Raw genomic sequence first — 25,621 nt, 5'->3', positions numbered from 1 at the left:
CTCTCTGCGACGCGCGAGGCCGCATCCCGCCAGCCTCCGTTGTGTTGAATGTCTCGCTTATTCCATCGAGAACAGCGGCGCGCCGAGCCTCGATTCATCGACTTCGATACCCAGCCCGGGCACGGTCGGCGCGGAGCCGAAACCGCTCTCCGAGCGCGGCGCATAGCCCGCGAGGTGCCCGTCCGTCCAGTCGTTGAAGAACGGCGTCATCAACAGCGATTCGGGCCGCGTGGTTGCGGCGACATGACTCGTCGCCGCCGTGATGATGTCGCCGCCCCACATGTCTTCCACGGAAACGGCGAGATTCAGATCCTGGAGCAGATCACGCGCCTTGACGACATTGGTCAGGCCGCCGAGCTTGCCGAACTTGAGGTTGACCGAGACCGCGTTGGCCTCGTACTTCGCGCGATACACCTCGTCCTGGCTCGTGATCGACTCGTCGAGCACGAGCGGCACGGAGGAGCCGCGCGCCGCGAGAATACAGTCGATGGTGGATCGGCACGGCTGTTCCACATACACGGGCAGCCCCGCCAGCCCCTGAAACGCCATCTTCGCGGCAGCCAGCGACCAGCCGCCGTTCGAGTCCGCCACGATAACCGTTTCGCGGTCGCCGGCATCAACGGCCGCGCGCGTGCGCGCGATGTCGTCGAAGGGGTTGTTGCCCACTTTCAGCTGAAAACGGTTGATGCCTGCCTTGCGGCGCTCTCTGATGAATTCGCCCATCGATTCCGGCGAGCCCAGCGGAACGGCTTCATAGACGGGGAACCGCTCGTTGACCACGCCGCCGATCAGCGCGGAAATGGGGCGACTCAGCGATTTCCCGAGAATGTCCCAGCACGCGATGTCGATCGCGCTCTTGGCGAACTCCTGCCCCATCAGCGTCGCATTCATTGTGCGGTTCACCTGGCCGAGATTGGCGGGATCGCTGCCGATCAAGGCCGCACCAAGATCGCGGAGCGCCGTGCGTATGCCCTCGGGAAACACCGGCAGATAGACCTTGCCGAGTGTTGTGATCTCCCCCCATCCGCTGATGCCTTCATCCGTGCGAACGCGCACCACGGTGCCGTCTTCCGTGTTCGCCTTGCGATCGCCGGACATGACGTAAGTGCCGTGAGCGTACCCAACCACATACGAGTAAATATCGAAACCAACGATTTTCATTAGATGGCCTTCATGTCATGAGTCGCGTGTCTGGATCGACGCGACAGCGCCGCGCGATGATCCGCGCTTACGGGTTGCGGTAAGAGAATTCGATTGCCGGGCGGGCGCGCGGCGGAAATCCGGACGAGTCCACCGCCGACACGATTTATATTTTATACAATCGATAACCGACGTCAACCCGAAACAAATATCGTCACGCGGATCGCGCACCAGGTGGCCGCTTTCCAGCAGTTCCACTCGCCTGATATAATTTATACATTCTGAAACGCCGCCAGGATGCGCGTTCCGCACTGATTCCACACGGTATTCCGCAATGAACTCACCCGTCACCGGCAGCCGCCTGTCCACTGCCACGGTCGCCGAACGAGCCGCAGACGAGCTTCGTCGCAAGATCGTTTCGGGCGAGTTGCCCGAGGGTTTTCAGCTCCGGCAGGACGCGCTCGCGGCGGAATTCGGCATCAGCCGAATCCCCGTGCGTGAAGCACTGGTGCAACTTGAAGGCGAAGGACTGGTCAGGATCGTTCCGCACAAGGGCGCAGTCGTTTCGGAGCTGTCCATCGCCGAGATCAGTGAACTGTTCACGCTGCGCGGACTGCTGGAGCCGTTGCTTCTGAAAAGGTCGGCGCCGAAGCTCACGCCGCAAGACTTCGCCGAACTCGACGCCATTCTTGCGGAGTACCGGCAGGAGCTGCAATCTCAGCATCTGGCCCGCTGGGGTGAACTGAACACGCGGCTACATGATGTGCTCCTGTCGCGAGCCGAACAGCCGCGCACGGCGGCTATTGTCGCCAGCCTGTTACAGCAGACCGACCGCTACACGCGCTTGCAGCTATCGTTGAGCGCGGAGAGTTGCCGGCGAGCGGAAGAGGAACACGGCGAACTGGTGCGCCTGTGCAAGATCGGTGACGTGCGGGGCGCCGCTGCGCTGTTAAAGCGGCATATCGATCACGCGTGCAAGGAACTTGAGGAATTCGTTCTGTCGCGCAGGCGGCTTTGACGCGTCCCGCGATTCGACGCGACGTATTTTTGGGGCGCCAGCGCCCGCGCCTTACTCACCCCAGCTCCTGCAGGCTGCAGTGCTATACTCCGACGCGTTGCAAAGAGCCGTTTCCCCGCTCCAGCAATCTTTCCGGCTATTGGCTCGATCTCGCGCAGGGACTCGGCGGCACGATCTGGCTCTGCGCGGCCAGCGCGGCGATGTCGGGCGTGCTCGGATGTCTTAGAGGAAGCGGTAATGCGATTTTGCCGCGCCCGGAAACTTGCAGATGACGCACAGATGCAAGCGCTCGCACTCGCGATGGGCGCCCTACAGTGGGCAACCGAAAATGCGACCGGCCGCGACGAAAACCAATTCGTCCCCACGTCGCAAGTGGCACACGTCACGCGAGCCAAACGATGACGCACAAAGAAAAGCAAGCACTCTCCTTCACGCCGGTCACGCGCAGATCGCGTGGAGGATGTCGGTGCCGATCTCAAGCAAAAAATGGTTTGGCGGGGCTCGCTCACTACGATCCACTCGCCATCCTCGGTTGACATACCGAGCATATCGAGTTGACCCGCGACCTGTTGCACACCATCCACTTCAGCAGGCAAGATCACTGGTGCGGCTGGATCGCCCGCAGAGGCAGTAAAATCGGGGCGAAGCGCCAGTCTGCCATCAGGTTCTCGCGGCCGATGATATATTGCGCAACCAACACTGCACTCTCCTCGGATGCAGCAGCGGCAACTATCCGATTGCAAAACTCAAGAAGATGCACACGTCGCAGGGTCAGGCGCTCCGTTGCCAAGGCAACCAGAAACTCCATGAGTGACCGAGTTCGGCGAGATGTCGTACGCACCGTAACTCAATACTTTCGGGCGAGCAGCGCATAGCAGACAAGCCTGGCGCACACCATCATTGAAGCGATCAAAGTTGTCCGGCGAGATGATCGACCGTTCGTATGCATTGTATGACAAACGCCGCGCCGCATCGAAACTCATCCGCAATTGTGACAGCAGAAGACGCACGACGACGTAAAGGTCGGCCTGCGTGGCGGCTGGGGGATGACGCAAGAACCGATCGAGCATGGCCGCAGTGAGCGTCTGGTTGTCACAAACGCCTTGGCCCATTGCGTGAACGGCAGGTTGCTATAAGTTGGAATTGAATGTGTGCTACGGCAGGCCAGTTTTTATGTTGGCTGGTGAGCAGAACGTAGTCGAAACAGACCACGCAGGGTGAAAGCCGAAGGGACGTTCGCAGGCGTCTTGGTGCGCTGGCGTGTGCTCGCGGCTGAACTGCCAAAGGCTTGGCGCTCTGGCCGTATCTGGAATGAGATAGGAGGTTCACCGGCCTGAAACAACGCGTAGATCTCCGCAAAAACTTTGGCATCGCCGGTCACAACGGCGATGCAGAGTGCGGAATCGTGTCTCGGGAGGTAGGATATGAGTTCAGCCGTTGTTGACGAAATCGCCGCCCGTAGCACGACCTTCGAGAACATCCCTGCCGAACTGGATCAGGATGCGGCACGCCTCTTCGGGCGTGTTCGCCGGTTTTGCCCACTTCGGCGTAACCCGGGAATCGGCGACGTGCTCGCCCCGGGTCTTGTCGATGATAACGATCCAGCCAGTGAAGCTCGCTTGCTCCGGGTGATTCGACACATTGGCATGTATCTCAATCCCGGGCTTGTACTCGGATAACTGACTTGTCATGGCGGTCCCCTCGCAAGCGTGGAGGTGATCCTAGCACCCTCGTCCGTGCACGAGAAAACCACTTGTGTGCGCTAGCGCACGTAACTACCAACCCCAATCGTTCAAGCGTGGGGCGGGAACGTGCGATCCCGATGCTGCCAATCAGCCATCAGGTTTCGGGACGTGGCGTCTTGCCGATCCACTCGGTCCAGCCATTTCATTGCCGCCCTCTTGGCGATTTCGGACATCAATTCAGCAGCACCGCGGCATCCGAGGTCCCCGCTAGAAAACGGCAGCTCCGCGATCGGACCACCGTATCTTCTGACGGTCCACTGCGCGCCGAAAACGTCACGCTCGACCACAAACGGGGTGTGGTCGATCAGGTATCCCTTGTAGTCAAGCGAGTAACTCATCGGCTCCAACCTATGGAGTATTCGCATCAAAGATGCCAATTTAGTGGATGCGCAGCAATCTGCAAATCACCAGGCCGGTCCGCCCCGAGGTGCTAATTTCGCCAACACGCCAAGGGGACATCCAGCACGGCCGGGTATGTCTGCCGTGCGCCACAGAGGTTGAGCAGCGGCTCAATCTCGTTCAAGGCGGCCAAAGGATTTCCCTGTCTGGCAAGTGAACGTGCCCTCACCGTACGGCCGACAAAGTATGCCTGATCGGGCATAATTTCCTCCAAGAGATCGACTAATAGCAGAATGTCGGCACACAGGGGATCTCGCCCATCGGAGAGAAGTCGAAAGGCACTGCTGCGAAGTGCAGCAAGGGGTACAGACCATCGCTGCTTTCCAGCGGTCCGCGAAAGCCGTTCATTGCCAAATCTCCCTCGGAGATGCCCTTACCGTAACCTGGGAAACCCTCGTAAGGGTGGTACAAAGGTAGTACGGTTACTGGTGGACAGGGATGTCCGAAATGCGTGCCTTTCGGCGAGCGCGGTCGCCAGACGAGTCCTGCTAACCGAGCGCCGCTCCCGCGGAGCGAGCCCCGGCGAAATAAAAGGGGCTGCACGCCCTTTCAGAAGCGCTACCGACGCTATGTCGAGGCGAGTTCGTCGTTGGAGTGCGTGTGGGAACCGAGCGCCGGCATTGATAATCGGCGCACAGTTGCCGTCGCGAGCAAGCGAACCCGGTAGCCGGAAGACCGCCTGAGCGCGACATCGCGCATATGCGCCGGCTTGTGGCCAGCGCAACACACACGGCCCACAAGGCATATTGGTACGAAGCATTTTCTCCGGCTATACTCCGGGCCACTCGTTTCCCACTTTCCCGCCATGAAGCGTGTCTCCGTACGGACATCCCCCATTCACGGAAAAGGTGTCTTCGCACTGCTGGCACTCTCCGCCGGCGAACGCATCTTCGAATACAAGGGGCTCGTCACGACCTGGCGCGAAGCCACCCGGTATTACGCGCGTCGCGAGGATACAGGACACACCTTTCTGTTTGGCCTTTCCAACGGCCGCGTGATCGATGGCGGGCGCGGCGGCAACGGCGCGCGCTGGCTCAACCACGCCTGCGCAGCGAACTGCGAGGCCGTCGAAGAGGCAGGCAGGGTGTACATCGAGGCCACCAGAATCATCAAGCCCGGCGAGGAGTTGTTCATCGACTACGCGCTCGAGGTGCCCCCGAAAGCCAGGAGTGATGCATTCCGCGACTACGCCTGTCGCTGCGGCACCAGGCGTTGCCGCGGATCGATGCTCAGCCTCCCCTGAGCGTGACGTTGCAGGTACAGCAAACCCGTGTTTCGCTCTCGCTCGCATGGGCGAAGTTCAAGGTCGATACTTCCGTCTATTGGCCGCAGCGCTCTGGCGATCCAGCAACGTGCAAACGCCAATGCACCTGTTCGATTTTCGACGCGGCTAGATCGGCTGCAGTCGGCTGCGGATTCAGCCGGTCGATGCGACACACATCGCCGCACTCCACCGCACGCGCTCACCGGGCGGTGGTGACAACGCGGGCAGGCTATGCGGGAAGCACGTCATTCGCCCGTAGGACGGATGCTGCTGTTTCCTGCGCTGCTGAACCATCGCATTCCTTTGGGAGCTTTCGCGGGCGGCAAGAGCCGCCGCCGTAAGCGCGACGTTAGCTTGAGGAGGAAAGAACTGGGCCTGGAGCGGCTCGCTCAAAGCGAGTTAGCGTCGCTACGCTACGCACCAGAGTTCCATACACTTCGATCGCCAGCGCGGTCTCGAACCCGCGCTGCTCAAGTCCGGATATCCGGCGTTCCTGTTCGGCCACAAGCTCGAGGGCGCGCGAAATACACTGATGCTGCCGCCTCAATGCCGCCGGCGCTGCGCCTATTTCGCGGGTTCGAAAAATGGGATTGCCTGACTTCAAAGTCGCACTTGCACTTTGGGCGTTTTTGCGCTCGGGCAGACTCGCAAGGGCATCGAGGAGAACGCCTGGATCAAAGGCCTTGCGCAGAAATCCGTCGGCGGTAATACCTGCGCTTGCTTCGTCCCCGGACATGAGAATGACGGAAACACCGCAAAACCGTGGGATGGCCCTCAACATGCATGCCGCATCCGGCCCCTCGAGAACGGGCATATGGATGTCTGAAACAATTACATCCGGCGTGACGCCCAAGGCGGCTGTAACCATTTCCAAACCATTTGCAGCGGTCGTGATGTCGTATCCGGCGTCGTCCAGCCGTGCCTGAAGCGCGTCACGAAAGGCTGCGTCGTCGTCTACCAGCAACACCCGGCTCATCGCTGTTTCCCATAGAACTAGCTGCCTTGGCGCACCGGCCATTCCCACTGACGAAGGCTGGAGGCGACGTGCTCGCTCCGGGGCCAATCGTCTGGTTTGCGCTCAGGGTGTCCGGTCACTTCCACTCGGTGACTTGATGGCTAGCCCTTTGTAATGCGGTTGAGGTCGCCGCGTACGTATGCCGGCGCGTTTTGGGACGCAACGTGAGGGCGCCCGCGGGGCCGCGGTCCGGCGCGCTATCAACTTGCCACTGTCTACGCGGCACGGCGCTTGCTTCGCGCACGTCGTCATGCGAAGAGCTACCGGAGGCAGCCATGCGATTCATTTTTCAGTCCTGCCTGATCAGCGCGAGCGTGAGCGTCGAGGATGGACGAATCGTGGCCAATGCGAGAATCTTCATTCCGTCGGCCGACGGTTCATTCGAAGATGATGTCCAGGACCTGTGTCTGGATGAGAATTTCATCGACGAAAACGAAGCTCTGACTTTTGCGCGCGAACGTGCAATGGGTTGGATCGAAGAGCATTGCGTCAACCCAACGTAGCTAGCGGCTTCTGGATGACGCCCTGGGTGGGGGCTTCCAGCTATCGCCGCAAGCCGCACCGGTTGTGATCAATCCACTCAATTGCCTGCTGCTTCGCTAGCACAGCCATTCGTACGCCAGAGGTCACGGGGGCTCAGGTGAGATTGGGAGTCAAACTGGCTGCAACCCGCGGTGCCGGGAACATCAGATGGTCACGAGCGAAAGAATTATAATTCGTGGCGCACCCCAGACAATATGCGAAACCTGATCTTTTCGGACGGTCTACGAGGGTCCACCGACTTGATCAGCCGATGTTCGGGGGACGTAGTAATTCGTCAGGACGCCTGTAGCGGCTGCAAGCGTCGTCACCTGGTGGACCGCCAGTTCTGCCCGATTGCCCTCCTCCCGGGATGTCCTGGTGCAGCCCTGGGCGAACTGACGTCTTCAGTTCGCAGCGCGATTTCGTGCTCGCTGACGCGACGTTGATCACCGTAGCCGACGGCAGTCATGTGCGGTTCCAGTTCGCGGCGACACGCGGACTTGCTTTTGCATGAATTGCCAGCAGCCGGGCCGGAACTCCCCTGAAATCAAAAATGATGCCGGCACCGCAGCGGCCAAACCCAGGATCCTTCAACATGACCACCAAGACTTCAGGTGATGCCGGTGACACGGGCAACCTTCGCCGCGCGGACGGCAAGTCCCCACTCACGGTCGTGGGCATCGGGGCATCGGCCGGCGGCGTCCCCGCCCTGATCAATTTCTTCAGTCATGCGCCCGCTTCGATGGACATGGCGTTTGTCGTCATTCTCCACCTGTCGCCGGAACACGAGAGCCACGCCGACGCGATCCTCCAGCGGGCCACCGCCATGCCCGTGGCACAGGTCAGCGACGTGACGCGGATCGAAAGGAATCACGTCTATGTCATCGCGCCGGGCAAGCAGTTGCGCCTGTCCGACGGGCACCTTCACGTGACAGATCGCAACGAGCCGGATCGCAGGATTCTCACCATTGACGAGTTCTTCCGCACCCTCGCCGACGCCCAGGGTATGAATGCCATGGGCATCGTCCTCTCCGGTACCGGCTCAGACGGTGCAGTGGGTCTCAGCCGTATCAAGGAAAACGGTGGCGTCACGATGGCGCAGGATCCAAATGATGCCGAATACCCGGAGATGCCGCAACATGCCATCACCACGGGACAGGTCGACATCATCCTGCCAGCAGCCGAGATGCCGCAAAAGCTGCTGGAACTGAGGGACACCGCCCGGCGCATCCGTGTGCCTGCACTTGAAACGGTGGAACAGGAGGTCGAAGAGCCGGGCCCGCCCCGGGGAGGCGCCGAGCGCGCACTCCAGGACGTCCTGATGCATCTGCGCGTGCGCACTGGCCACGACTTCCGGCATTACAAGCGCGCCACCGTGCTCCGGCGTATCGAACGACGCCTGCAGGTCAACGGGCTGACCGATCTGGAAAGTTACCGCAACTATCTCCGCGCCACGCCGGACGAGACAGCGGCCCTACTGGCCGACATGCTGATTGGCGTCACCCAATTCTTTCGCGACCGTGATGCATTCGACGCCCTGCGCCATGCGGTGATTCCAGGGCTGTTCCGCAGCGCCACAAGTGATGCGCAGATTCGCGTCTGGGTGGCAGGCTGCTCGACTGGCGAGGAAGCGTACTCAATCGCCATGATGATGATGCAGGCGCGCGAGGCAGCCGGCTCGGCATCGGCAATGCAGGTCTTCGCCACAGATATCGACGACGCAGCGGTCATGCGTGCGCGTGCCGGATCTTATCCGGACTCAATCGCTGCCGACGTACCCGGTGACCTCCTGCGTCGTTACTTCCTGCAGGAAGGGGCGCGCTATACGATCGTCAAGCCCGTGCGGGAGCGCATTCTCTTCGCGTCGCACAGCCTGTTGAGGGACCCGCCGTTTTCGCATCTCGATCTGATCTCGTGCCGGAACGTCCTGATCTACCTTGACCGCGGCGTGCAGCGGCAGATTCTCGAGCTGTTCCATTTTGCACTGCGTCCGGACGGCTATCTGTTCCTCGGCTCCGCTGAATCCGCCGACGCCGCCGACGACCTGTTCGCGGTTGTCGACAAACAGTACCGCATCTACCGCGCAAGAAAAATCGTCAACGGCGCAAGGCAGGCGTCCGCCTTCCCTTCGCTCGCACAAACGGGCGGAGTTCCGGAGGACGTGCAGTCGATCGCAGCAAGCGCGAATCCACCGCTCCCACCAGAGCGACGCAATTTCTCCTTCTCGGCGCTACACCAGCGCGTACTGGAAGAGTATGCGCCGCCGAGCGTCATCGTGGACCGCGACTCGACGATCGTGCATCTGTCGGATAACGCGGGGAAGTTCCTGCACCACGCCGGTGGCGAGCCATCGACCAATATCATGGCCGTCGTTGTACCGGAGCTGCGGCTGGACCTGCGCACGACGCTCTTCCGGGCACTGCAGACAGGTGCAAGCGTCGAAGCACGGCGTGTCAAGCTCGTGCGGGACGGCCGCACGTCGTGGATCAACATGACCGTGCGCCCGTTCCATGATCCGGGCGTCAACGCAGACTTCTTCCTGGTGCTGTTCGATGAGGTGCAGGAGCGCATGTCGGAAGAAGGCGAAGCCGGGCATAAGGGGCAGGACCCGGTACTGATGCAGCTCGAGCAGGAACTGCAGCATAGCCGCGAGCAACTCGCCACCAATATCGAGCAGTACGAAACTTCCGTTGAGGAACTGAAGGCCTCGAACGAGGAACTGCAGGCCATCAACGAGGAGCTTCGCTCCGCCACAGAGGAACTGGAGAGCAGTAAGGAGGAACTGCAGTCAGTCAACGAGGAACTGACGACGCTGAATTCGGAGCTGCATTCGCGAGTCGAGGAAACCGCGAAGGCCAACGATGACCTGCAGAACATTATCGTATCGACCGAGATCGCCACGGTCTTTGTCGACAGGAAGATTCAGGTCAAGCGGTTCACCCCAAGTGCGACCCGGATATTCAAGCTGATCGACTCCGACATTGGACGCTCATTGTTCGATGTTACGCATTCGCTCAAGCATCCGACGCTGGCCGAGGACGTCAAGGAAGCGTTCGAGACGCTGAAGCTGATCGAGCGCGAACTGCAGAGCCAGGAAGGCCAGTGGTATCTGATGCGTCTGCTGCCCTATCGTACGGCCGACGATCGCATCGATGGCGCCGTGCTCACGCTGATCGATATCACGGCGCGCCACGAGGCGGAAGAGCTGGCCCGCATCGGCGAGCAGCGCCTGCGGCTCGTCGCGCAGTCGACCAATGATTACGCCATCATCGTTCAGGATACCGCCGGTCGCATTGTCAGCTGGAATACCGGCGCCGAACGTATTTTCGGATACGCCGAAAGCGAGGTCACCGGCAAGGACATCGCACTGATCTATGAGCAGGACGACCGGCAGGCGCAGATTCCTGCGCGCGAGCGTGAAACTGCCGGCAACGAAGGACGCGCCGACGACGAACGCTGGCACGTAACCAAGGATCACCGCCGCGTCTGGTGCAGCGGTGTGGTTACGCCGATTGCGGACGCATCGTTCACGGGCTTCGCCAAGATTGTGCGCGACCTCACCGAGCGCAAGCAACGCGATGATGCGAAAGAGGTTGCGCTCCTGCACGAGCAGGAGGAAAGGCAGCGGGAAACGCAGTCGAACCAGATGAAGGATGATTTCATTGCGGTGCTCTCACACGAGCTGAAACATCCGCTGAACCTGATCGGCATGAAGGCCGAGATGCTGGCCCGTCTGCCCCAGACGCGCGATATCGAAGCCGTGCGCGATACGGCGGATGCAATTCGCCGTGCAGTGCGTGGCCAGGCGCAGATCATCGACGACCTGCTTGACCTGTCGCGCGTGCGCACCGGAAAACTGGCGCTGGATCAGGGAGCACTCGATATTGCCTCAGTCGTGCGCGACATTGCTAAAGTTTGTGAGCAGGACACGATCGCCCGAAGTATCAAGCTCTCGGTAACCGGGGCGACGCAGTCTGCTACGATTTACGCGGACCGAACCCGTTGCGAGCAGATTCTCTGGAACCTCGTCTCGAATGCGATCAAATTTACTGGCCCCGGCGGCACGATCGAACTGCGCATCTCACGTGAACACAAGATGATCCGTATCGATGTCATTGACACTGGCGAAGGCATCGCGACGTCGGAGCTCCCGCACGTCTTTGATATGTACCGTCAGGGCATTCGTGGCCGGTCCAAGGCCGGGCTTGGCATCGGACTGGCACTCGTGAGGCAGCTGGCAGAAATGCACGGCGGCCGCGTCGATGCATATTCCGACGGCCCCGGCCAGGGAAGCACGCTATCGGTGTGGCTTCCGGCGATGGGTGAATTCGGCAAGCTGGAACCCGCCCCCCCCTCCCCCGGCTCGCTTGCCGGCGTACGTACCATGATCGCCCTGGAAGAACCGGAAACCGCATCATCGTTAGCCAGGCTTCTGGAGCTGGAGGGTGCATCGGTCACCACGGCAGTGGGTATTGGCCAGGCGAAAACGGTCATGTCAACGCAGCCCGTCGATATCGTGATCTGCGAGGTTCACGATTCTGGCTCCGACGCGCGCGCGTTCATAGCCGGCCTGAAGTCCGATCCGGGGCTTCAGCGCATCCGGACAGTTGCCGTAACCGGAAGCGATCGCGACGCAGACAGGCGTGCTGTGCTTGACGCGGGATTCGATGCGCAGATCAGCAGACCGATTGATTTTCAGGTGCTGATCCAGGCTCTGCAGCGCATCCTTCCCGCGCTGCGCAAGTAGGCACTCCCCACGCGGGATTGCGCGGGCGGCCATACGCCCGGCCCTCAAGCTCGACGACGAGCGCGGGGGTCGGGCAACCGCCGTACTTCACTCCGCAGTTTGACGGGCGCGCCGCTTGCGCCCCCATGCAGGAGGGAGGAATCATGGACAAACGGGACATTGTCGTGATAGGCGGTTCCCGCGGCGCCTTCGGTGTGCTGCGCAGGCTTGCCAGAAAACTGCCGCCGGACCTGCCAGCCGCGGTTTGTGTCGTTCTCCACGTGGGCAGGCACGACAGCATACTGCCGCACCTCATGTCGGAATGGGGGCCGATTCCGGCGAGCCATCCCGACGACGGCGAAGCCGTTGCGAATGGAAGAATTTACATCGCGCCTCCGGATCGTCACCTGCGGCTGTCGCACGGCAGATTCCGCCTCGATGACAGCGCCGCAGAAAACTTTGCCCGGCCGGCCGCGGACCCGCTGTTCAGGTCCGCCGCGCTCGACTACGGCACTCGCGTCGTGGCCGTCGTGCTCAGCGGCGATCTTGACGACGGCGCGGCAGGACTCGCGACCGTGCGTGCACGCGGTGGCTACGCCATCGTGCAGGATCCGGCCGACTGCGAGGCGCCCTCGATGCCCCGTTCAGCGCTCGCGGCCGCTGGCGCCGATATGATCGCGAGCGCCGAGGAAATTGCGGCGCGCATCATTGCCGCGGTAGCAGGCGCTCAACGCAAGGGGCCAACGCCCATGCCCACGAACAACCTAGAACTCGAGGCGCGCATCGCGCAGCGCGACGTCGTGCAGCCAGAGGATCTCGACCAGATCGGGGAGCGCTCGCCGCTCACCTGCCCGGAATGCGGCGGCACATTGTGGCGCATCCTCGACGACCATCCCCTTCGCTACCGGTGCCATACCGGCCACGCGTTCAACGCGCATTCTCTTGAAGACGGCCACGAAAGGAGCGAAGAGAACGCCATCTGGACAGCGATCCGCGCGGTGAACGAGCGCATCATCCTGGCGCGTGAGCGGCAGAAATGGGCGGAGCGTGTTGGCGACGCCAGCCAGATGGAAATTGAGAAGGCTCGTCTTGATGAAGCCTCGCGGCTTGTCGAGACGCTCAGAAGAGCATTTCCCTCGACCAGCCAGTAACGCGGCGGCATTGCCTATGCAAGGCACGGATTTCGGACGGCACAGCCCCTCGCTACGCGCATGCCCTTCCTGATTCGGCATCCCTGGGTCGCTGTCAGAAAGTCTGGCGGGGCATGTCGCAATCGGGCAGACCTGCTTATGCCTCTTTAGCGGGAGTGTTCAAACATGACGGACTCGCGCATCGACGGGCAAATCGCGCATTTCGTACAAGGCGAGATACGACACGTACGCGTTCTAACAGATTGCAGCACCCTCGCGACTCAGTGCCAGAGTAGCGCGATCAGGATGATGATGGGAATGGGTACACCCAACAAGTAGAGAAGAATCGAGCGCATAGTTGTCTCCCAGACAGTTCGGTAAAGTTAGCTCCGCGGCCGCGTCAGAGTTCACGCATACGGCCGCCAATCGTCGCCATGACGCTTGCGGCGAACGCGCCCATGAGCAATGAAACAAAAAGCCACAACGTGACGTGTACCGTTGCCTTGCGCGCCTCGTCCGCGGCCTCGCGTGCCGCGTTGTTCGCCTGGCTTGCCTTCTCCTGCAGCCGTGACCATGTGGTCAAAACCCTGGCGCGGGCGTCGGCAGGCGCAAGTCCGGTCCTTTGGGCGACGACTCTGGCGACGTAGTCGATGTCTTCCGGCGCGAGTGTTCTCGCGCCAGTAAGACTGTTGAGAAAGATTCGTGCGACTTCCTGCTTCTGATCGACCCTCGCGAACGCTGCTCCGGCATCCTGATCATCTGCCGGACTGGCTGCAGCCGACGGACGCAGCATTCCGTCAATCAGATACCCTATCGGCCACGTCCGGTAAGCAGCAAGACCGTCTCCGCGCGAGAGAGAGTGCAAGCCCGTTGCTGTTGGCACACCCGCTTCCGCCACCTCACCTGTGGCGATGGCTCTCGCCCCTTCGCGCGCAACGCCAGTAACAGCAGATGCAACGACCACAGCAGAGAGAAGTGTCGCGAGCGACCAGGCGATAAAGCCGTGTGCCGTGTCCCGGAAATGAGTCTCGTCGCAACTGACGTCGGGCCATCGACGACGCAAACGCCCTGCCAGATAACCCCCAAGTGCTGCTGACATCAGCTGTGTCACGCAGATCCAGACGATGGCTGCGAATCCAAAGGTCTTCGCATGCACACCGCTTCCAGGCCACGGCGAGAGAGACGAAAGTCCGAGCCCGGTGCCGAGCGAGAGCAGAATGAGAGAAAAGGCCGCCATGGCGACCGCGCCGGCCAGAATCGCAGCCCATGAAACCGCGCCGCGCTCGCGTCCATACGACTGATTTCCGCCGCGCAACGGCGTGAGATCCGGGTGTAGATGGTCCATCTCTTCCATGACGCCTCCTCTCTCAAGTCGAAGGCCGGCGCCGGACATGTACCAGGCGCAGCCATCACGGGATGGCACAGCAGAAAGCGTACCGCACGACCGCGCCGCGCCATTCGCGAAGACCGCCGAGACATAAAAAGGCGGGCATCGACCGCTAACGGCCGATGCCCGACGTGCCGCTCTGAAGAATGTTTTACAGGAGGTGCGTGTCGATCTTCATGGCGGCGCTCTGAGGCCATCAAGACCTGACAGGTCTCACAGGTCCGCCGGGTTACTCACACCGGGATCACGTCCCGGAAGCTCGCCGGTTGCCAACCAGTATGGGCGGCGGTTGTAGTAATCGTGCAATTGCGTGCCCCACGTCGAATCCGCCATAGATGGCCAGTGATCCTTATCGAATCCGGGATCGTCCTTGATTCGTTGAGCCTGGATGTCAACGCGAAAGCACTTCTCGGTGGTGTCCAGCGTCAATGCGTTCCACGGAATCGCATGAAGCGTGTTGCCCATACCAAGGAATCCGCCCTCGGCCAGAACCGCGTACGCGACTCGACCGCTACGCACGTCGAGCATGATGTCGGAGATCTTGCCGACATGTTCGCCATCAGCGGAGAGCACCTTGTTGCCGTCGAGCGTGGCCGCGGCCATGATTTCGGGGCCTGGGCCTTCGCCGACTCCCCCGCCAACGATCTGTGCGCCAGTGCCTCCCGTTTGGGGATTGAGGATAGTCATGTTGAGCTCCTTTCGGTTAAGAGTTGCGCACTCTTTAGCGCATGCCGTGTGCCACGCGATAAATTAGGGATGCCGACTTCTGGAGGCCGCCGTAGCGAATGTTCTGCGCACTGCACGGGGGAAAGGGGCGGTTAGGTCACTTGCGCCAAAGCAGGGATTCTCCCGCGTGATCTGGACGCTGGACATGTGGATGATCTCGAGTCGCTTCGCCAACGGCTCGCCAGATCGACTCTGAAACCTGCATGCCTCGTTCGATTGACGCATGGCGAGTGCAACGTCGCCAACGGCGCGTGCCTGCCGACAGGCATTGCGCCGCGGCGACGGCTTGGGTTTCTAGCGAGTATGGCGCGTCGTTTCGAAAAGGAACCAGACGCGCTCCTCGGTCTGGTCGATCCAGTTCTCGATCAGGCTCGCCGTCGCCACATCCTCCTTTTCGTCGCAGAGCTGGTGGAGTTCGCGCATGAATTTGACCAGCGACTCATTGTCCTGGCGCAGTTCGTCGAGCATCGCCTCCGGTGCCACAAACGCAGCATCATTGTCGGAAAGGCGCTTGAGCGACGCAATCTGACCGACCGAACGCAGCGTTGTACCACCAAGCTTGCGCGCCCGCTCCGCGACGGGATCGACCATCGCGAACACCAGCGCGGCCTGGTCGTCGAGCAGCAGATGATAGTCGCGGAAGTGCGGCCCGCTTACGTGCCAGTGAAAGTTCTTGGTCTTGACGAATAGCGCAAAGACATCGGCCAGAAGATTCGTAAGCCCGGCCGAGACTGCGTTGCGAGCCTCCGCTCCAAGGTCGGTGGGGGTAGTCAGATTCGGTGTACTCGCGTCGTGAGCTTTCGGGTCCTTGTTCGCCATGGTGCAGACTCCTTTCGTCGTGTGGGTAGATGCGCAGCAGCGCATCGTGTGTTCCTGGAGCGCACTGACCTTGGACGGCACCGAGCGCGTTGCGCGCATCGGGACGTCGCGGCGATGCTCAAAAATATGCCTGCTGTGTGTCGAGGCAGTTATGTACACCCGTGGGTGATCGATGCGTTCCGTTCCTGCGCCCTCGCATCAGTCCACAAGCGAGCTGGAAAGTAACGCATGCATCCTGCTGACCGCCCCTTCGCATACCTCATTGTGCGGCATTCGCGATGGCAAGGCGCGAATTGACCTTGAGCGGCGGAACGTCGTCGCGATAAGGCGGCTGGGGCTCGAACGCGCGGATCACGCCCGGCTGGAAAATGAGGCAGTACGTGCTGCCGCCATATTGAAAGAAGCCGATTTCATCGCCCTTTTTCACTCGCTGTCCCGGCAGTGCAACGATCCGGCAGGAGGACACTTCGGCCATGCCCACGAACACGCAGGCGACCACGCCGAGCGCCTCGTTATCGCACTCGATCACGATCACGGCCCGGGCGGCAACGGCGGTCGTATAGCCTTGAGAATCGTTTAGCCCCCGCGCGTCGGTACCTTCCGCCTCGATTTCCGAATAGTAGGTGCCGTCGATGTTGTAGGCCTCGCGAACGCGCCCGGCCACCGGCGCGTGCCAGCGATGGTAGTTGAACGCGCTCAGATAGCCTTGATACACGCTGCCGCCGATAAGGCGCCGCACCGTCGTCATATCGCTGCCGGCGAGGATTTCGCGCAGCGAATAGGGTTGTGACTTGATCCAGAATCGGTCATGCAACTGGCAATTCTCACTCACATCGTAGGGCGACGCCTCGCACGCGTTGACGATCACCGAAGCGTCGTTCGGTGCGTCGACGGGCCGCGCCCCATCCCGCAACCGGCGCGTGAAGAACGCGTTCCATGACTCGAATCCCCAGTAAGGCTGCGATGCATCGCAGACGAACTGGTCCAAGCCCATTTTTTCTCGAGCAGTCTCACTGAGCCAGCCATGCGGTTCGTCAGCCGTGAGGTAAGCGCGCGAGTGCGGGCCGTCTAGAAATCCACACCAGCAACTGAGCACGCGACGCAACTGCGCGTTGAAGGCCGGATCGCGAAACACGGCGTAGCCGGAAGGCATGCACATCGGCCAGTCCAGCACGAGATTCAATGGCGTGGCGATTGGAACCGACGCATTGAATGGCGGCGCGTAGGTGACAAGGTAATCGATGATTGCCATTAACTCGTCAATGGAACCGTAGCCCAGTTCGAAGCCGACATCATGTGCCTCGTTGATTGCCCGCGTGAGGTTCATGCGCAGTACGGTGTCGCCTTGAACGAGGTCCGCGAGTTCACGCACCACGTTGGCCATGGGGGTTCTTTTGGCGCGCTCGCGCGCCGCCTGTGCAATGCGTTTGCGGAACTTGACTGCGAGCTCTTCCTTCGCCGGCATCCAGTTGCCGAGCCGCCGCTTGGCCAGGACCAGCGATCCTCCCGCCCTGGTTGACTTCGTTGCAGCATCCATAGCTTGAGTCCTCCCGATCAACGTGTGAAACGCAGCCGGATGTTGCGCGCGATCCAGCCGGTCAATCCTGTGCGCAGCATGAAGGGCACGACGCGTTTCGGGCCGACCAGCAATGTGCCGACCAGGATGGATCCGAGCATGGTGACGTAAGGCGCGGTGGAAAAGGCTCTGCCAACGTTGGCCAAACTGAGTGAATTCGCGCGGGGAGTTGCGCGCGCGACTGCGCGCAAGCCGACGTTGGCAGCCAGCAATTCTGTACGCGTGAGTTCCATATGACTGAGCAGGACCGCTTCAGCTGCCGGGTGATTCAACCGAGGTTTCAATCGGGCACGCCGGCTCATTTAAGTGCCTCCTTGAGCGTTTCGAGGTCCGATTGCAGTTCGCCTTTGAGCACCGCGAATGAACGTACCGGCCTATGCGCGCGAAAAAACAGCAATGCCGTGATCGACGCGACTAGCCAAACCACCGCTATGCTCCATACAGCAGCGAGAAAATAGCGTGTATTCCAGGCGGATGCGATCAACGCGATGCAGAAAAACGAGAGCGTGAATAGCCCGCTGACAGCGAGGGCTACCAGCGCGAGGATCTCGCGCGTCACATAGGTACGGGCCTCGGACAACTCAAGCGAGAGCAGTTGCCCATAGTCCGTGGTACGAACGGCGAGGAACCGCAACACGTTGCGCCAGCGGTCAAGCTTCGCGTGAATTGTCATGGTCCACCTCGCACATGCGGCGCGCCCAATACTGCCCGTCGGGGGTGGCTGCGCCTATTCGCGGTTCGCGGCCCATAACGCCCCGAGCGCGAAGCCGATGCCCACTGCGACCCCCAGCGTCGCCAGTGGGTTGTCCGCAATCGCCTCGCGCGTCACGACTGCGGCGTCGGTTGCGAGTTGTTGCGACTTGCCGCATAGCGCCCTTGCCTTGCCCGACAGCCGCATGCTGGCGTCGCCGAGCATCTCTCCGGCTGCCTCCTTCACGTCGCCTGCGAATTCGCGGATCGTGCCTTCGGTCTTCGTTGCTCCGATGTTCATGTCTCTCTCCCGGTCTGTCTGCCTGCTCAGTGCGCGAAACCCGCACAGATCAGCTATGCAGCGACGGCCTATGCGCAACGGGCGTGCCACCCCGAGAGGACCCGGCGGGAAGATCACCTGGCGCGGTTTCCGGTGTGCCTGACAAGAAACGCAAACGCCTCTGTGCTACGCGCCGGACACTAATAGGCCTCCAGTACGACATGAGCGGTCAGTGCGGCACAAGTAGCAATGGTTGCGAACCAGCACAGTGCGCGCGTGAACCAGTGCGCTTTCATCTCGCCCACCGCTTCACGGCGAGCGCTCAGGAGTACGAGCAGGATCAATACCGGCGACACGGTCATCCCGTTGATCAGTGCACTCCAGTAACAGGCCTTGAGTGGGTCGACGGCGAATAGGCAAAACAGCAATGCAATGATGGCGCTCACCGCCATGAGCACCACCAGAATCCCCGCAATCCGACGGTCCCGTTGTTTACCTCGCGGCCAGCCGAACGAACTGGCCGCGGCGTGCGCAGCCGAACCGGCCAGCGGCGGGAGTGCGAGCAACGCGGTGCCCAACAGCGCGAGGCCCAGCAACGGTTGCGCATAGCCACCCACAACCGGCGCGATCGCTTGCGCGGCCTCGCGGGCCGTGCCAAGGGGCATGCGTGGCGTATGGGTTGCATGCAGCGTGGCTGCCGCGGCGCAGAGAATGAATGCCCCGCACAAGTTGGAGAGCACGGTACGGACCACCGTGTCGCACCGAATCTTCTTTAGCTGTGGCTGAACATCTTTCTTCTGTGGGCTGCTGTCTTGAACGCCGCCGCGCGCCCGCTCTTCGACTTCCTGCTCGGCCTGCGAGAACAAAAGATACGGGCTGACTGTCGTGCCAAGCACCGCAAGCAGCATCGCCAGGTAGTCTTCCGACCAGGCAACGTGCGGCACAAACGCGCGCCAGGCCAAGGTGTGCCAAGGCACATCCGCTACCAGCATGACGCCTGCGTAGCAGAACAGCGAAAGGGCGAGCCACTTCAGGTAGCTCACATAACGTGCGTAAGGCAGCCACCACTGGAGCGCTAGCGACACACAGGCAAAAAAAATCGTGAAGAGCGGGACCGATCCCCGGAATATCAATTGCGCGGCCTCGCCCATCGCCAGCATGTCGGCGGCCATATTCAGCGTATTGGCGCCGAGAAAGCGGACGACTGCGAGCAAAAACAACCAGCGCGAATAGTGTTCGCGCATGTTCTCTGTCAGGCCTTTTCCTGTGACGGCCGCGATGCGCGCGGCCACCATCTGTAACGCCACCATCGACGGATACGAAAGCACACAGATCCACAACAGATCGAAACCGTACTGGGCACCGGCCAGCGAGTACGTCAGGATGCCGCCGGGATCGTTGTCCGTCGCGATCGTGCCGAAACCCGGACCGATGTCCGCCGCCCAGGCGCGCGCCGCCAGTTTGTAACTTCGATCGGATGGGCTCGCGAAGAGGCGTCGCGGCCGACCAGGCTCGCCGGCTTTCATGACAGAGGGAAATGGGTCGTGCGGTAGCACTTCCTTCCGCAGACGGCATTCCCGCGTTCGCAGACCTTCGCCGCGGGATGACGCGGCATCCCGTTTGCTGTGTCGAAAAAGCGCGGACCCAGACTTTCTACCGCGGCATTTCCAGGTCTTCGTCTCCAGGAGGAATCGCAATGGCCAACCTGCTCGACAACTGCAAGGTCGCAATCCTTGCTGTAGATGGATTTGAAGAGGTCGAACTTACCGAGCCGCGTCGCGCGTTGATGGAAGCCGGCGCCCAGGTGGATGTGATCTCACAGAAAGGCGGCGAGATTCAGGGCTTTCGACACGTCGACAAGGGAAGCATGGTTAAGGTCGACGGTACCTTCGGCGGCGCAAAGGCCGACGATTACGACGCTGTGGTGCTGCCGGGTGGCGTGGTGAACAGCGATGCCATCCGTCTGATTCCCGAGGCGCAGGCGTTCGTACGTGCGGCCAACGACGCACACAAGCCCATCGCGGTGATCTGCCATGGCGGCTGGCTGCCGGTATCGGCGGGCATCGTCAAGGGACACACGATGACGAGCTGGCCGTCACTGCAGGACGATATCCGCAACGCGGGCGGAAAATGGGTCGACGAAACCATGGTCCACGATGGCAACTTCATTACGAGCCGCAAGCCCGATGATCTGCCAGCCTTCAACGCGGAGCTGATCTCTCCGCTTTCGGCAACTGCGGGCACGGCATGAGGACGGAGGTGAGGTTGAACCGGCAGCGGCTACCGGACACGGAGAGTCGCGGATGACGCAAACGACCCGCGTCGCTGCCGGCATCGCGAGCGTGGCTGCGGGTGCAGCGCTCGCGATCTGGTCGACTCGCAGCCTGCGCGATGCGAAGCGCGCGCCCACGCCCGGCAAGCATGTCGCGGCAGCGCGTGCGTTCAATCACGGGTCCGCCCTGCTCGCGCTCTCCGTGCTGGCCGACAGCGCCATGGAGCACTACCGCGGTTCGTTCGAGAACCCCGCAATGTACCTGCCGCCTGTGGTCGCGCTCTGCTCGCTGGGCGCCGCGCTGCATGGCGGCGCCGATCAGCGTGCGGCTTCGCATCGGCTGCGGCATGCCATTCAGATCTGCGGCGCGGCCACGGGCGCAACGGGCACCGTGTTCCATCTTTACAACGTCACCAGGCGTCCCGGTGGGCTCACCTGGCACAACCTCTTCTATGGCGCGCCGGCGGGGGCGCCGTTCGCGCTCGTACTCTCCGGCGTGCTTGGCGCAATCGCCGAGCAGTTACGCGATGAACCCGAGCACGATCCGCAACTCTTCGGCATGCCTGCCGGCAAGGCGCTCGCTCTGGTCGCGGGCGCGGGACTGCTCGGCACGGCTGCCGAAGCAGCGTTGCTGCACTTTCGCGGCTCATTCCAGCATCCAGCCATGTACGCGCCCGTGACCGTCGTACCCGTGGGTAGCGCGCTGCTCGCCCATGCCGCGCTCGCCCTGCCCCGGCATGCAGCCCGCGCGAGTGCCTTCGCTCGCTGGTGGCTGCGTCTCACCGCGGCGCTCGGTTTCGCGGGTCTTGGCTTTCACGCGAACGGCGTGGCACGCGCGCACGGCGGCTGGCGCAACTGGTCGCAGAACCTGTTCGCAGGACCGCCCCTGCCCGCCCCTCCCTCGTTCAGCGCGCTCGCGCTCGCGGGCCTGGCTGCGCTGCGCATGCGGGAGACAGAACGATGAAGTCCATGCCGAAGTTCCCTGGCTACGACGTGCTCGCCAAACGCGACACGCCGTCATGGGACGCACCCACGCGCGCAGTGATCGACGTGCGCCTGAGCACGCCGGATAAGGCCCGCTATCTCGGCCCTTCGCACTGGCGAACGCTGAAGGCGCTGTGCGCCATGATCGTCCCGCAACCCGGTCGCGGTGAAACCGCCGAGAACCCGCTCGTTCCCCTCGCCGCGCTCGTAGAGGGCAAGCTGCTCGAAGACCGTCGTGACGGCTTTCGCGATGCGCGCCTGCCGCCGTTGCGCGCGGCATGGGAAACGGGACTCGCGGCGCTCGACGAGGAAAGCGAGAAGGCGTACGGCGCGCGTTTTCCGCACCTGGACGAGGAGCAGCGACGCACGCTGGTCTCCCGTATGCAGCGTGGCGAACTGCGCGGCAAGGCGTGGCACGGCATGCCCTGCGATCTGTTCTTTACGAAACGCGTGCTACACGACGTGACGGCGGCGTACTGGTCGCATCCCGTTGCGTGGAATGCGATGGGCTTCGGCGGTCCGGCAAATCCACGCGGCTACGTGCGCCTTTACACGAACCGGCGTGATCCGTGGGAGGCCGTCGAGGCTGAAGACAACAGCGATGCGGCGCAGCGGGCCGCGCGCCGGGAGAACGGGCGTGTGCGCTGATCGCAGTAACGACGCGCCTGACGCTCGTGCTGCCCCGCGCGGCAAGCACGGCCGCGCGCCAGACGTATTCCGGCGCGGCGGATGGATGCCGATGCGCGAATACGCGCTCGACGACCCGGTTGATTTCGCCATCGTGGGCACCGGTGCCGGTGGCGCCACGCTTGCATGCCGGCTCGCCGAAGCGGGCTTTCGCGTCGTCGCGTTCGACGCGGGGGCGTGGTGGCGTCCGCTCGAGGAATTTGCCTCCGACGAAACGCACCTGGCCAAGCTCTACTGGACCGACGAACGCATCTGCGACGGCGAGAATCCCCTGCAGCTAGGCAGCAACAACAGCGGCAAGGCGGTGGGCGGCAGCACCGTCCACTTCGCCATGGTCTCGCTGCGCTTTCGGCCCGAGTGGTTCCAGTCGCGCACGAAGCTCGGCTACGGCGCCGACTGGCCACTCGACTGGCGCGAGATGTGGCGCTATTACACCGAAGTCGAGCAGGCACTCGGTATCTCCGGGCCGGTGAACTATCCGTGGGGACCGAAGCGCCCGCGCTATCCGTATCGCGCACACGAGGTCAACGCGGCAGGGCTCGTGCTCGCTCGCGGCTGCGAGGCGCTCGGCATTCCCTGGTCGCCCACGCCGCTCGCCACGCTCTCTGCGCCGCGCGGTGACGCGCATCAATGCGTCTATCGCGGATTCTGCGTAATGGGCTGCGCGACCAACGCCAAGCAAAGCGCGCTTGTCACATGGATTCCGCGCGCGGTGCGCGCCGGCGCCGAGATCCGCGATCTCGCGATGGTCGGCTGCATCGAGACCGACGCGCGGGGCCTCGCGAGCGGCGTGAGTTTTCATCGTGAAGAGCGCTGGCACTTCCAGCGCGCTCGCAACGTGGTAGTCGCCGGGTACGCCATCGAAACACCGCGCCTCCTGCTCCTCTCCGCAAACTCGCGCTTTCCCGAAGGCCTTGCGAACCGATCGGGACTGGTCGGCAAGAACCTGATGGTGCAAACAAACCAGGCCGCCTGGGGCACGCTCGAAGACGAGATCCGCTGGTACAAGGGGCCGCCATCGCTCGCCCTCACCGAGCACTGGAACTACGAGGACACGGGCAAGGACTTTCACGGCGGCTACTGCTACATGAGCCAGGGGCCATTGCCGCTCGTGTGGGCGGCCACGCAAACGAGCCGCGGCCTGTGGGGTGATGCGCTCATGAACGAGATGGCGAAGTACAACCATCAGGCGGGCCTGAAAATGGTGGGGGAAACACTACCGCAGGAGCGCAACCGCGTGACGCTCGCAGACGAGAAGGATGCGCTCGGCCTGCCGGTAGCGCGCGTAACCTGGTCGATGTGCGACAACGACCGGCGGCTCGTGCGTCACGGCCTCGACTACATGAGCCGCGCGCTTGCCGCGGCCGGCGCGAGCGAGATCTGGACGCAGGACGACGACACCTGCCACCTCAACGGCACGGCGCGGATGGGCAGCGATGCGCAGACGAGCGTTGTCAATGCCGACTGCCGCTCCTGGGACATCCCGAATCTATGGATCTGCGACGGCTCCGTGTTTCCAACCGTGGGAGGCGTGAACCCATCGCTAACGATCCAGGCGATCGCCTGCCGCACCGCCGACCGCATCCAGGCGCTCGCCGCGCGTGGTGAGCTTTGAAGCGTAGGCGAAGGCGCGCGGGCACGGCTCATGCTTGACGGCAAATGCTCCTCAGAGGAGGTCATCATGCCGCTCAGCAAAGGAAAATCACGTGAAGCCATTTCGAAGAACATCAAGACCGAAGTAAAACAAGGCAAGTCGCAGAAACAGGCGGTTGCTATCGCGCTCAATCAGGCGCGCAAGTCGGGCGCGAAGATTCCCAAGAAGAATCACAAGTAAAGCAGGCCCGGAAAGCTGGCGAAGGCTGATCGGCCTGCCGGGCATGGCGGGTGCGCACCGGGCCGCAGGCGCATCTGCGCTATCGAGGAGCCGAATAATGTCCAGTAACCGGCCTGCTGTCGCTGCGCACATGCGATCGCCGCGGGCGGCGTTGCTGCCATGATGCCCGGCACGCCACGCCGACCGGTCCGCGTGCGTGGCATGGTGGCGTGTGTCGCATGCGCCAGTTTCGTCATCTTCTCCCCCGGCTGCCTTGCCGGAACTCCGCTCGCTTATTTTCTTCACAGTGCTGGCCCGGCGTCCGGGCCAGTGCGGGCGCTTGACTGGGGCCTCGCCGTTCTGTGCGTGGGTGTATGCATCGTCATTGCGTTGCTGCTCTATCAGGCGATACGGCGCAAGCGTCGCGGTCGCACAACCCAGGACGAAGCGCTGACACAAACGAACGTCGCCGACGAGCACGGCGAGCGCACGGCGAACCGCATCGTCGCCGTCGGCACGGCGATTTCCTCGGTGCTGCTGCTGGGCGCGCTCGTGGCAATGCTGCGCGTACTGGCCGCGGTGGCCGACCCGCCGCGCGCACCCTCGCTTACGGTCACAGTCACGGCTTACGACTGGTGGTGGAAAGTGACCTACCAAACGCCTGCGGGCACGAGCCTCGTGACCGCCAACGAAATCCATATTCCCACGGGCGAGCCCGTGCGCGTCGATCTGCAAAGCGCCGACGTCGTGCACGCGTTCTGGATACCGGCGCTCGCGGGCAAGACGCAGGCCATACCCGGCCAGGTCAATCACCAGTGGATCGAGGCAGACCATCCCGGCGTATGGCGCGGGCAATGCACGCAGTTCTGCGGGCCCCAGCACGCGCATATGGCCATGGAAGTAATGGCCCAACCGCCCGCCGACTTCGCGCGCTGGCTCGATGCGCAGGCGAAAACCGCTGCACCGGCCCAGGACGGCGCTGCGCTGCGCGGCGAGAAGCTCTTTATGGAGCACTGCGCGGGCTGCCACGCCGTTCGCGGCACGCAGGCGGACGGAGCGCAAGGCCCCGACCTCACGCATCTCGCCTCACGGCGCCTGATCGCCGCGGGCACGCTCGCCAACACGCCCGTCAACCGGCTCGACTGGGTCGCCCATGCACAGCAGCGCAAGCCGGAATCGCTCATGCCCGACATTGCCCTTACTCCCGCCGAGGCGAGCGACCTCGGCGCGTGGCTCGACACGCTCCAGTGACATGAACGATATCCCGGCCTCGTCTTCCGCTCCCGATCGTCCCGCTAGCGCGACCGTGCCGCGCCGCCCGCGCGCAGGCCGCCTCTCGCGCGTGCCGGAAACGGGAATCGCCCCGCTCGACGAGGAGACGCTGCGCCGCCTCGAAAAGACCTGGGAAACGCGCCCCGGCTGGCGCGG

At 62.5% G+C, this 25,621-nt stretch carries 24 protein-coding genes; 11 read left to right on the top strand and 13 right to left on the bottom strand.

Annotation, left to right across the window (positions count from 1 at the left end; genetic code table 11):
* Positions 1–57: 57 nt before the first annotated feature.
* Positions 58–1,161 (bottom strand): mandelate racemase/muconate lactonizing enzyme family protein, encoded by a 1,104-nt coding sequence (locus BLU17_RS18560; RefSeq protein WP_091999408.1) that lies wholly within the window; start codon positions 1,159–1,161, stop codon positions 58–60.
* Between the two features lie 313 nt (positions 1,162–1,474).
* Here BLU17_RS18560 and BLU17_RS18555 point away from each other — a divergent pair, with 313 nt between their 5' ends.
* Positions 1,475–2,158 carry a GntR family transcriptional regulator gene (locus BLU17_RS18555; protein WP_091999405.1) on the top strand — a complete coding sequence of 228 codons (684 nt, stop codon included), beginning with the start codon at positions 1,475–1,477 and terminating at the stop codon, positions 2,156–2,158.
* A gap of 598 nt (positions 2,159–2,756) precedes the next feature.
* Here the strand turns inward: BLU17_RS18555 and BLU17_RS18545 are convergent.
* The 3 genes from BLU17_RS18545 to BLU17_RS18535 all read right to left on the bottom strand — a co-directional run bounded on the left by BLU17_RS18545 (position 2,757) and on the right by BLU17_RS18535 (position 4,241).
* Entirely contained in the window at positions 2,757–2,966 is a 210-nt protein-coding gene (locus tag BLU17_RS18545) for a hypothetical protein (protein ID WP_091999399.1), read from the bottom strand.
* Between the two features lie 622 nt (positions 2,967–3,588).
* Positions 3,589–3,849, bottom strand: coding sequence for a hypothetical protein (locus tag BLU17_RS18540; protein WP_091999396.1), 261 nt, complete (start codon positions 3,847–3,849; stop codon positions 3,589–3,591).
* Positions 3,850–3,950: 101 nt separating this feature from the next.
* Positions 3,951–4,241, bottom strand: coding sequence for a hypothetical protein (locus BLU17_RS18535; RefSeq protein WP_143189282.1), 291 nt, complete (start codon positions 4,239–4,241; stop codon positions 3,951–3,953).
* A gap of 866 nt (positions 4,242–5,107) precedes the next feature.
* Here BLU17_RS18535 and BLU17_RS18530 point away from each other — a divergent pair.
* Positions 5,108–5,545: an SET domain-containing protein gene (locus BLU17_RS18530; protein WP_091999389.1), complete on the top strand. Its 438-nt coding sequence runs from the start codon at positions 5,108–5,110 to the stop codon at positions 5,543–5,545.
* 370 nt (positions 5,546–5,915) lie between these two features.
* Here BLU17_RS18530 and BLU17_RS18525 read toward each other — a convergent pair whose 3' ends face one another.
* On the bottom strand, positions 5,916–6,542 hold the full coding sequence (locus tag BLU17_RS18525) for a response regulator (RefSeq protein ID WP_176929135.1): 627 nt from the start codon (positions 6,540–6,542) through the stop codon (positions 5,916–5,918).
* A gap of 314 nt (positions 6,543–6,856) precedes the next feature.
* On the opposite strand from BLU17_RS18525, the gene BLU17_RS18520 reads away from it, so the two are divergent.
* The 3 genes from BLU17_RS18520 (at position 6,857) to BLU17_RS18510 (ending at position 12,980) form a co-directional block, all read left to right on the top strand.
* Positions 6,857–7,084 (top strand): hypothetical protein, encoded by a 228-nt coding sequence (locus tag BLU17_RS18520; RefSeq protein ID WP_091999383.1) that lies wholly within the window; start codon positions 6,857–6,859, stop codon positions 7,082–7,084.
* 614 nt (positions 7,085–7,698) lie between these two features.
* On the top strand, positions 7,699–11,850 hold the full coding sequence (locus tag BLU17_RS18515; RefSeq protein ID WP_091999380.1) for a CheR family methyltransferase: 4,152 nt from the start codon (positions 7,699–7,701) through the stop codon (positions 11,848–11,850).
* 143 nt (positions 11,851–11,993) lie between these two features.
* Positions 11,994–12,980, top strand: coding sequence for a chemotaxis protein CheB (locus BLU17_RS18510; RefSeq protein WP_091999378.1), 987 nt, complete (start codon positions 11,994–11,996; stop codon positions 12,978–12,980).
* 379 nt (positions 12,981–13,359) lie between these two features.
* Here the strand turns inward: BLU17_RS18510 and BLU17_RS18505 are convergent, their stop codons facing one another.
* The 8 genes from BLU17_RS18505 to BLU17_RS18475 all read right to left on the bottom strand — a co-directional run bounded on the left by BLU17_RS18505 (position 13,360) and on the right by BLU17_RS18475 (position 19,963).
* Entirely contained in the window at positions 13,360–14,313 is a 954-nt protein-coding gene (locus BLU17_RS18505) for a hypothetical protein (protein ID WP_091999376.1), read from the bottom strand.
* A 246-nt stretch (positions 14,314–14,559) separates the two neighbouring features.
* Positions 14,560–15,033, bottom strand: a complete 474-nt coding sequence (locus BLU17_RS18500; protein ID WP_091999373.1) for a PRC-barrel domain-containing protein — start codon at positions 15,031–15,033, stop codon at positions 14,560–14,562.
* Between the two features lie 333 nt (positions 15,034–15,366).
* A complete protein-coding gene (locus BLU17_RS18495) occupies positions 15,367–15,891 on the bottom strand; it encodes a Dps family protein (RefSeq protein WP_091999370.1) in 525 nt (174 codons plus the stop codon).
* Positions 15,892–16,150: 259 nt separating this feature from the next.
* The gene (locus BLU17_RS18490) at positions 16,151–17,449 is read right to left on the bottom strand and encodes a phosphatidylserine decarboxylase family protein (RefSeq protein WP_425434104.1); all 1,299 of its coding nucleotides are present in this window, start codon (positions 17,447–17,449) and stop codon (positions 16,151–16,153) included.
* A complete protein-coding gene (locus BLU17_RS32450) occupies positions 17,446–17,769 on the bottom strand; it encodes a hypothetical protein (protein WP_143189281.1) in 324 nt (107 codons plus the stop codon). The genes BLU17_RS18490 and BLU17_RS32450 overlap by 4 nt, the downstream gene beginning before the upstream one ends.
* Positions 17,766–18,140, bottom strand: a complete 375-nt coding sequence (locus BLU17_RS18485; RefSeq protein ID WP_091999364.1) for a phage holin family protein — start codon at positions 18,138–18,140, stop codon at positions 17,766–17,768. Before BLU17_RS18485 ends, BLU17_RS32450 begins: the two co-directional genes overlap by 4 nt.
* Before the next feature lie 54 nt (positions 18,141–18,194).
* A complete protein-coding gene (locus BLU17_RS18480; protein ID WP_245746916.1) occupies positions 18,195–18,458 on the bottom strand; it encodes a CsbD family protein in 264 nt (87 codons plus the stop codon).
* 179 nt (positions 18,459–18,637) lie between these two features.
* Positions 18,638–19,963 (bottom strand): NRAMP family divalent metal transporter, encoded by a 1,326-nt coding sequence (locus BLU17_RS18475; RefSeq protein WP_091999360.1) that lies wholly within the window; start codon positions 19,961–19,963, stop codon positions 18,638–18,640.
* A gap of 170 nt (positions 19,964–20,133) precedes the next feature.
* Here BLU17_RS18475 and BLU17_RS18470 point away from each other — a divergent pair, with 170 nt between their 5' ends.
* From BLU17_RS18470 to coxB, 6 genes are all read left to right on the top strand, one after another.
* Positions 20,134–20,688, top strand: coding sequence for a type 1 glutamine amidotransferase domain-containing protein (locus BLU17_RS18470; RefSeq protein ID WP_091999358.1), 555 nt, complete (start codon positions 20,134–20,136; stop codon positions 20,686–20,688).
* 52 nt (positions 20,689–20,740) lie between these two features.
* On the top strand, positions 20,741–21,673 hold the full coding sequence (locus BLU17_RS18465; protein ID WP_091999356.1) for a hypothetical protein: 933 nt from the start codon (positions 20,741–20,743) through the stop codon (positions 21,671–21,673).
* On the top strand, positions 21,670–22,341 hold the full coding sequence (locus BLU17_RS18460) for a gluconate 2-dehydrogenase subunit 3 family protein (RefSeq protein WP_091999353.1): 672 nt from the start codon (positions 21,670–21,672) through the stop codon (positions 22,339–22,341). Before BLU17_RS18465 ends, BLU17_RS18460 begins: the two co-directional genes overlap by 4 nt.
* A complete protein-coding gene (locus tag BLU17_RS18455; RefSeq protein ID WP_091999350.1) occupies positions 22,295–23,995 on the top strand; it encodes a GMC family oxidoreductase in 1,701 nt (566 codons plus the stop codon). Before BLU17_RS18460 ends, BLU17_RS18455 begins: the two co-directional genes overlap by 47 nt.
* 66 nt (positions 23,996–24,061) lie before the next feature.
* Positions 24,062–24,214 carry a DUF6496 domain-containing protein gene (locus tag BLU17_RS33220; protein WP_165842125.1) on the top strand — a complete coding sequence of 51 codons (153 nt, stop codon included), beginning with the start codon at positions 24,062–24,064 and terminating at the stop codon, positions 24,212–24,214.
* A gap of 309 nt (positions 24,215–24,523) precedes the next feature.
* A complete protein-coding gene (gene coxB / locus BLU17_RS18450; protein WP_342713832.1) occupies positions 24,524–25,444 on the top strand; it encodes a cytochrome c oxidase subunit II in 921 nt (306 codons plus the stop codon).
* The last annotated feature ends 177 nt before the right edge of the window (positions 25,445–25,621 follow it).

This window comes from Paraburkholderia lycopersici (assembly GCF_900096975.1).
Lineage (GTDB): Bacteria > Pseudomonadota > Gammaproteobacteria > Burkholderiales > Burkholderiaceae > Paraburkholderia > Paraburkholderia lycopersici.
This window is presented reverse-complemented; position numbering and strand designations above follow the sequence as displayed.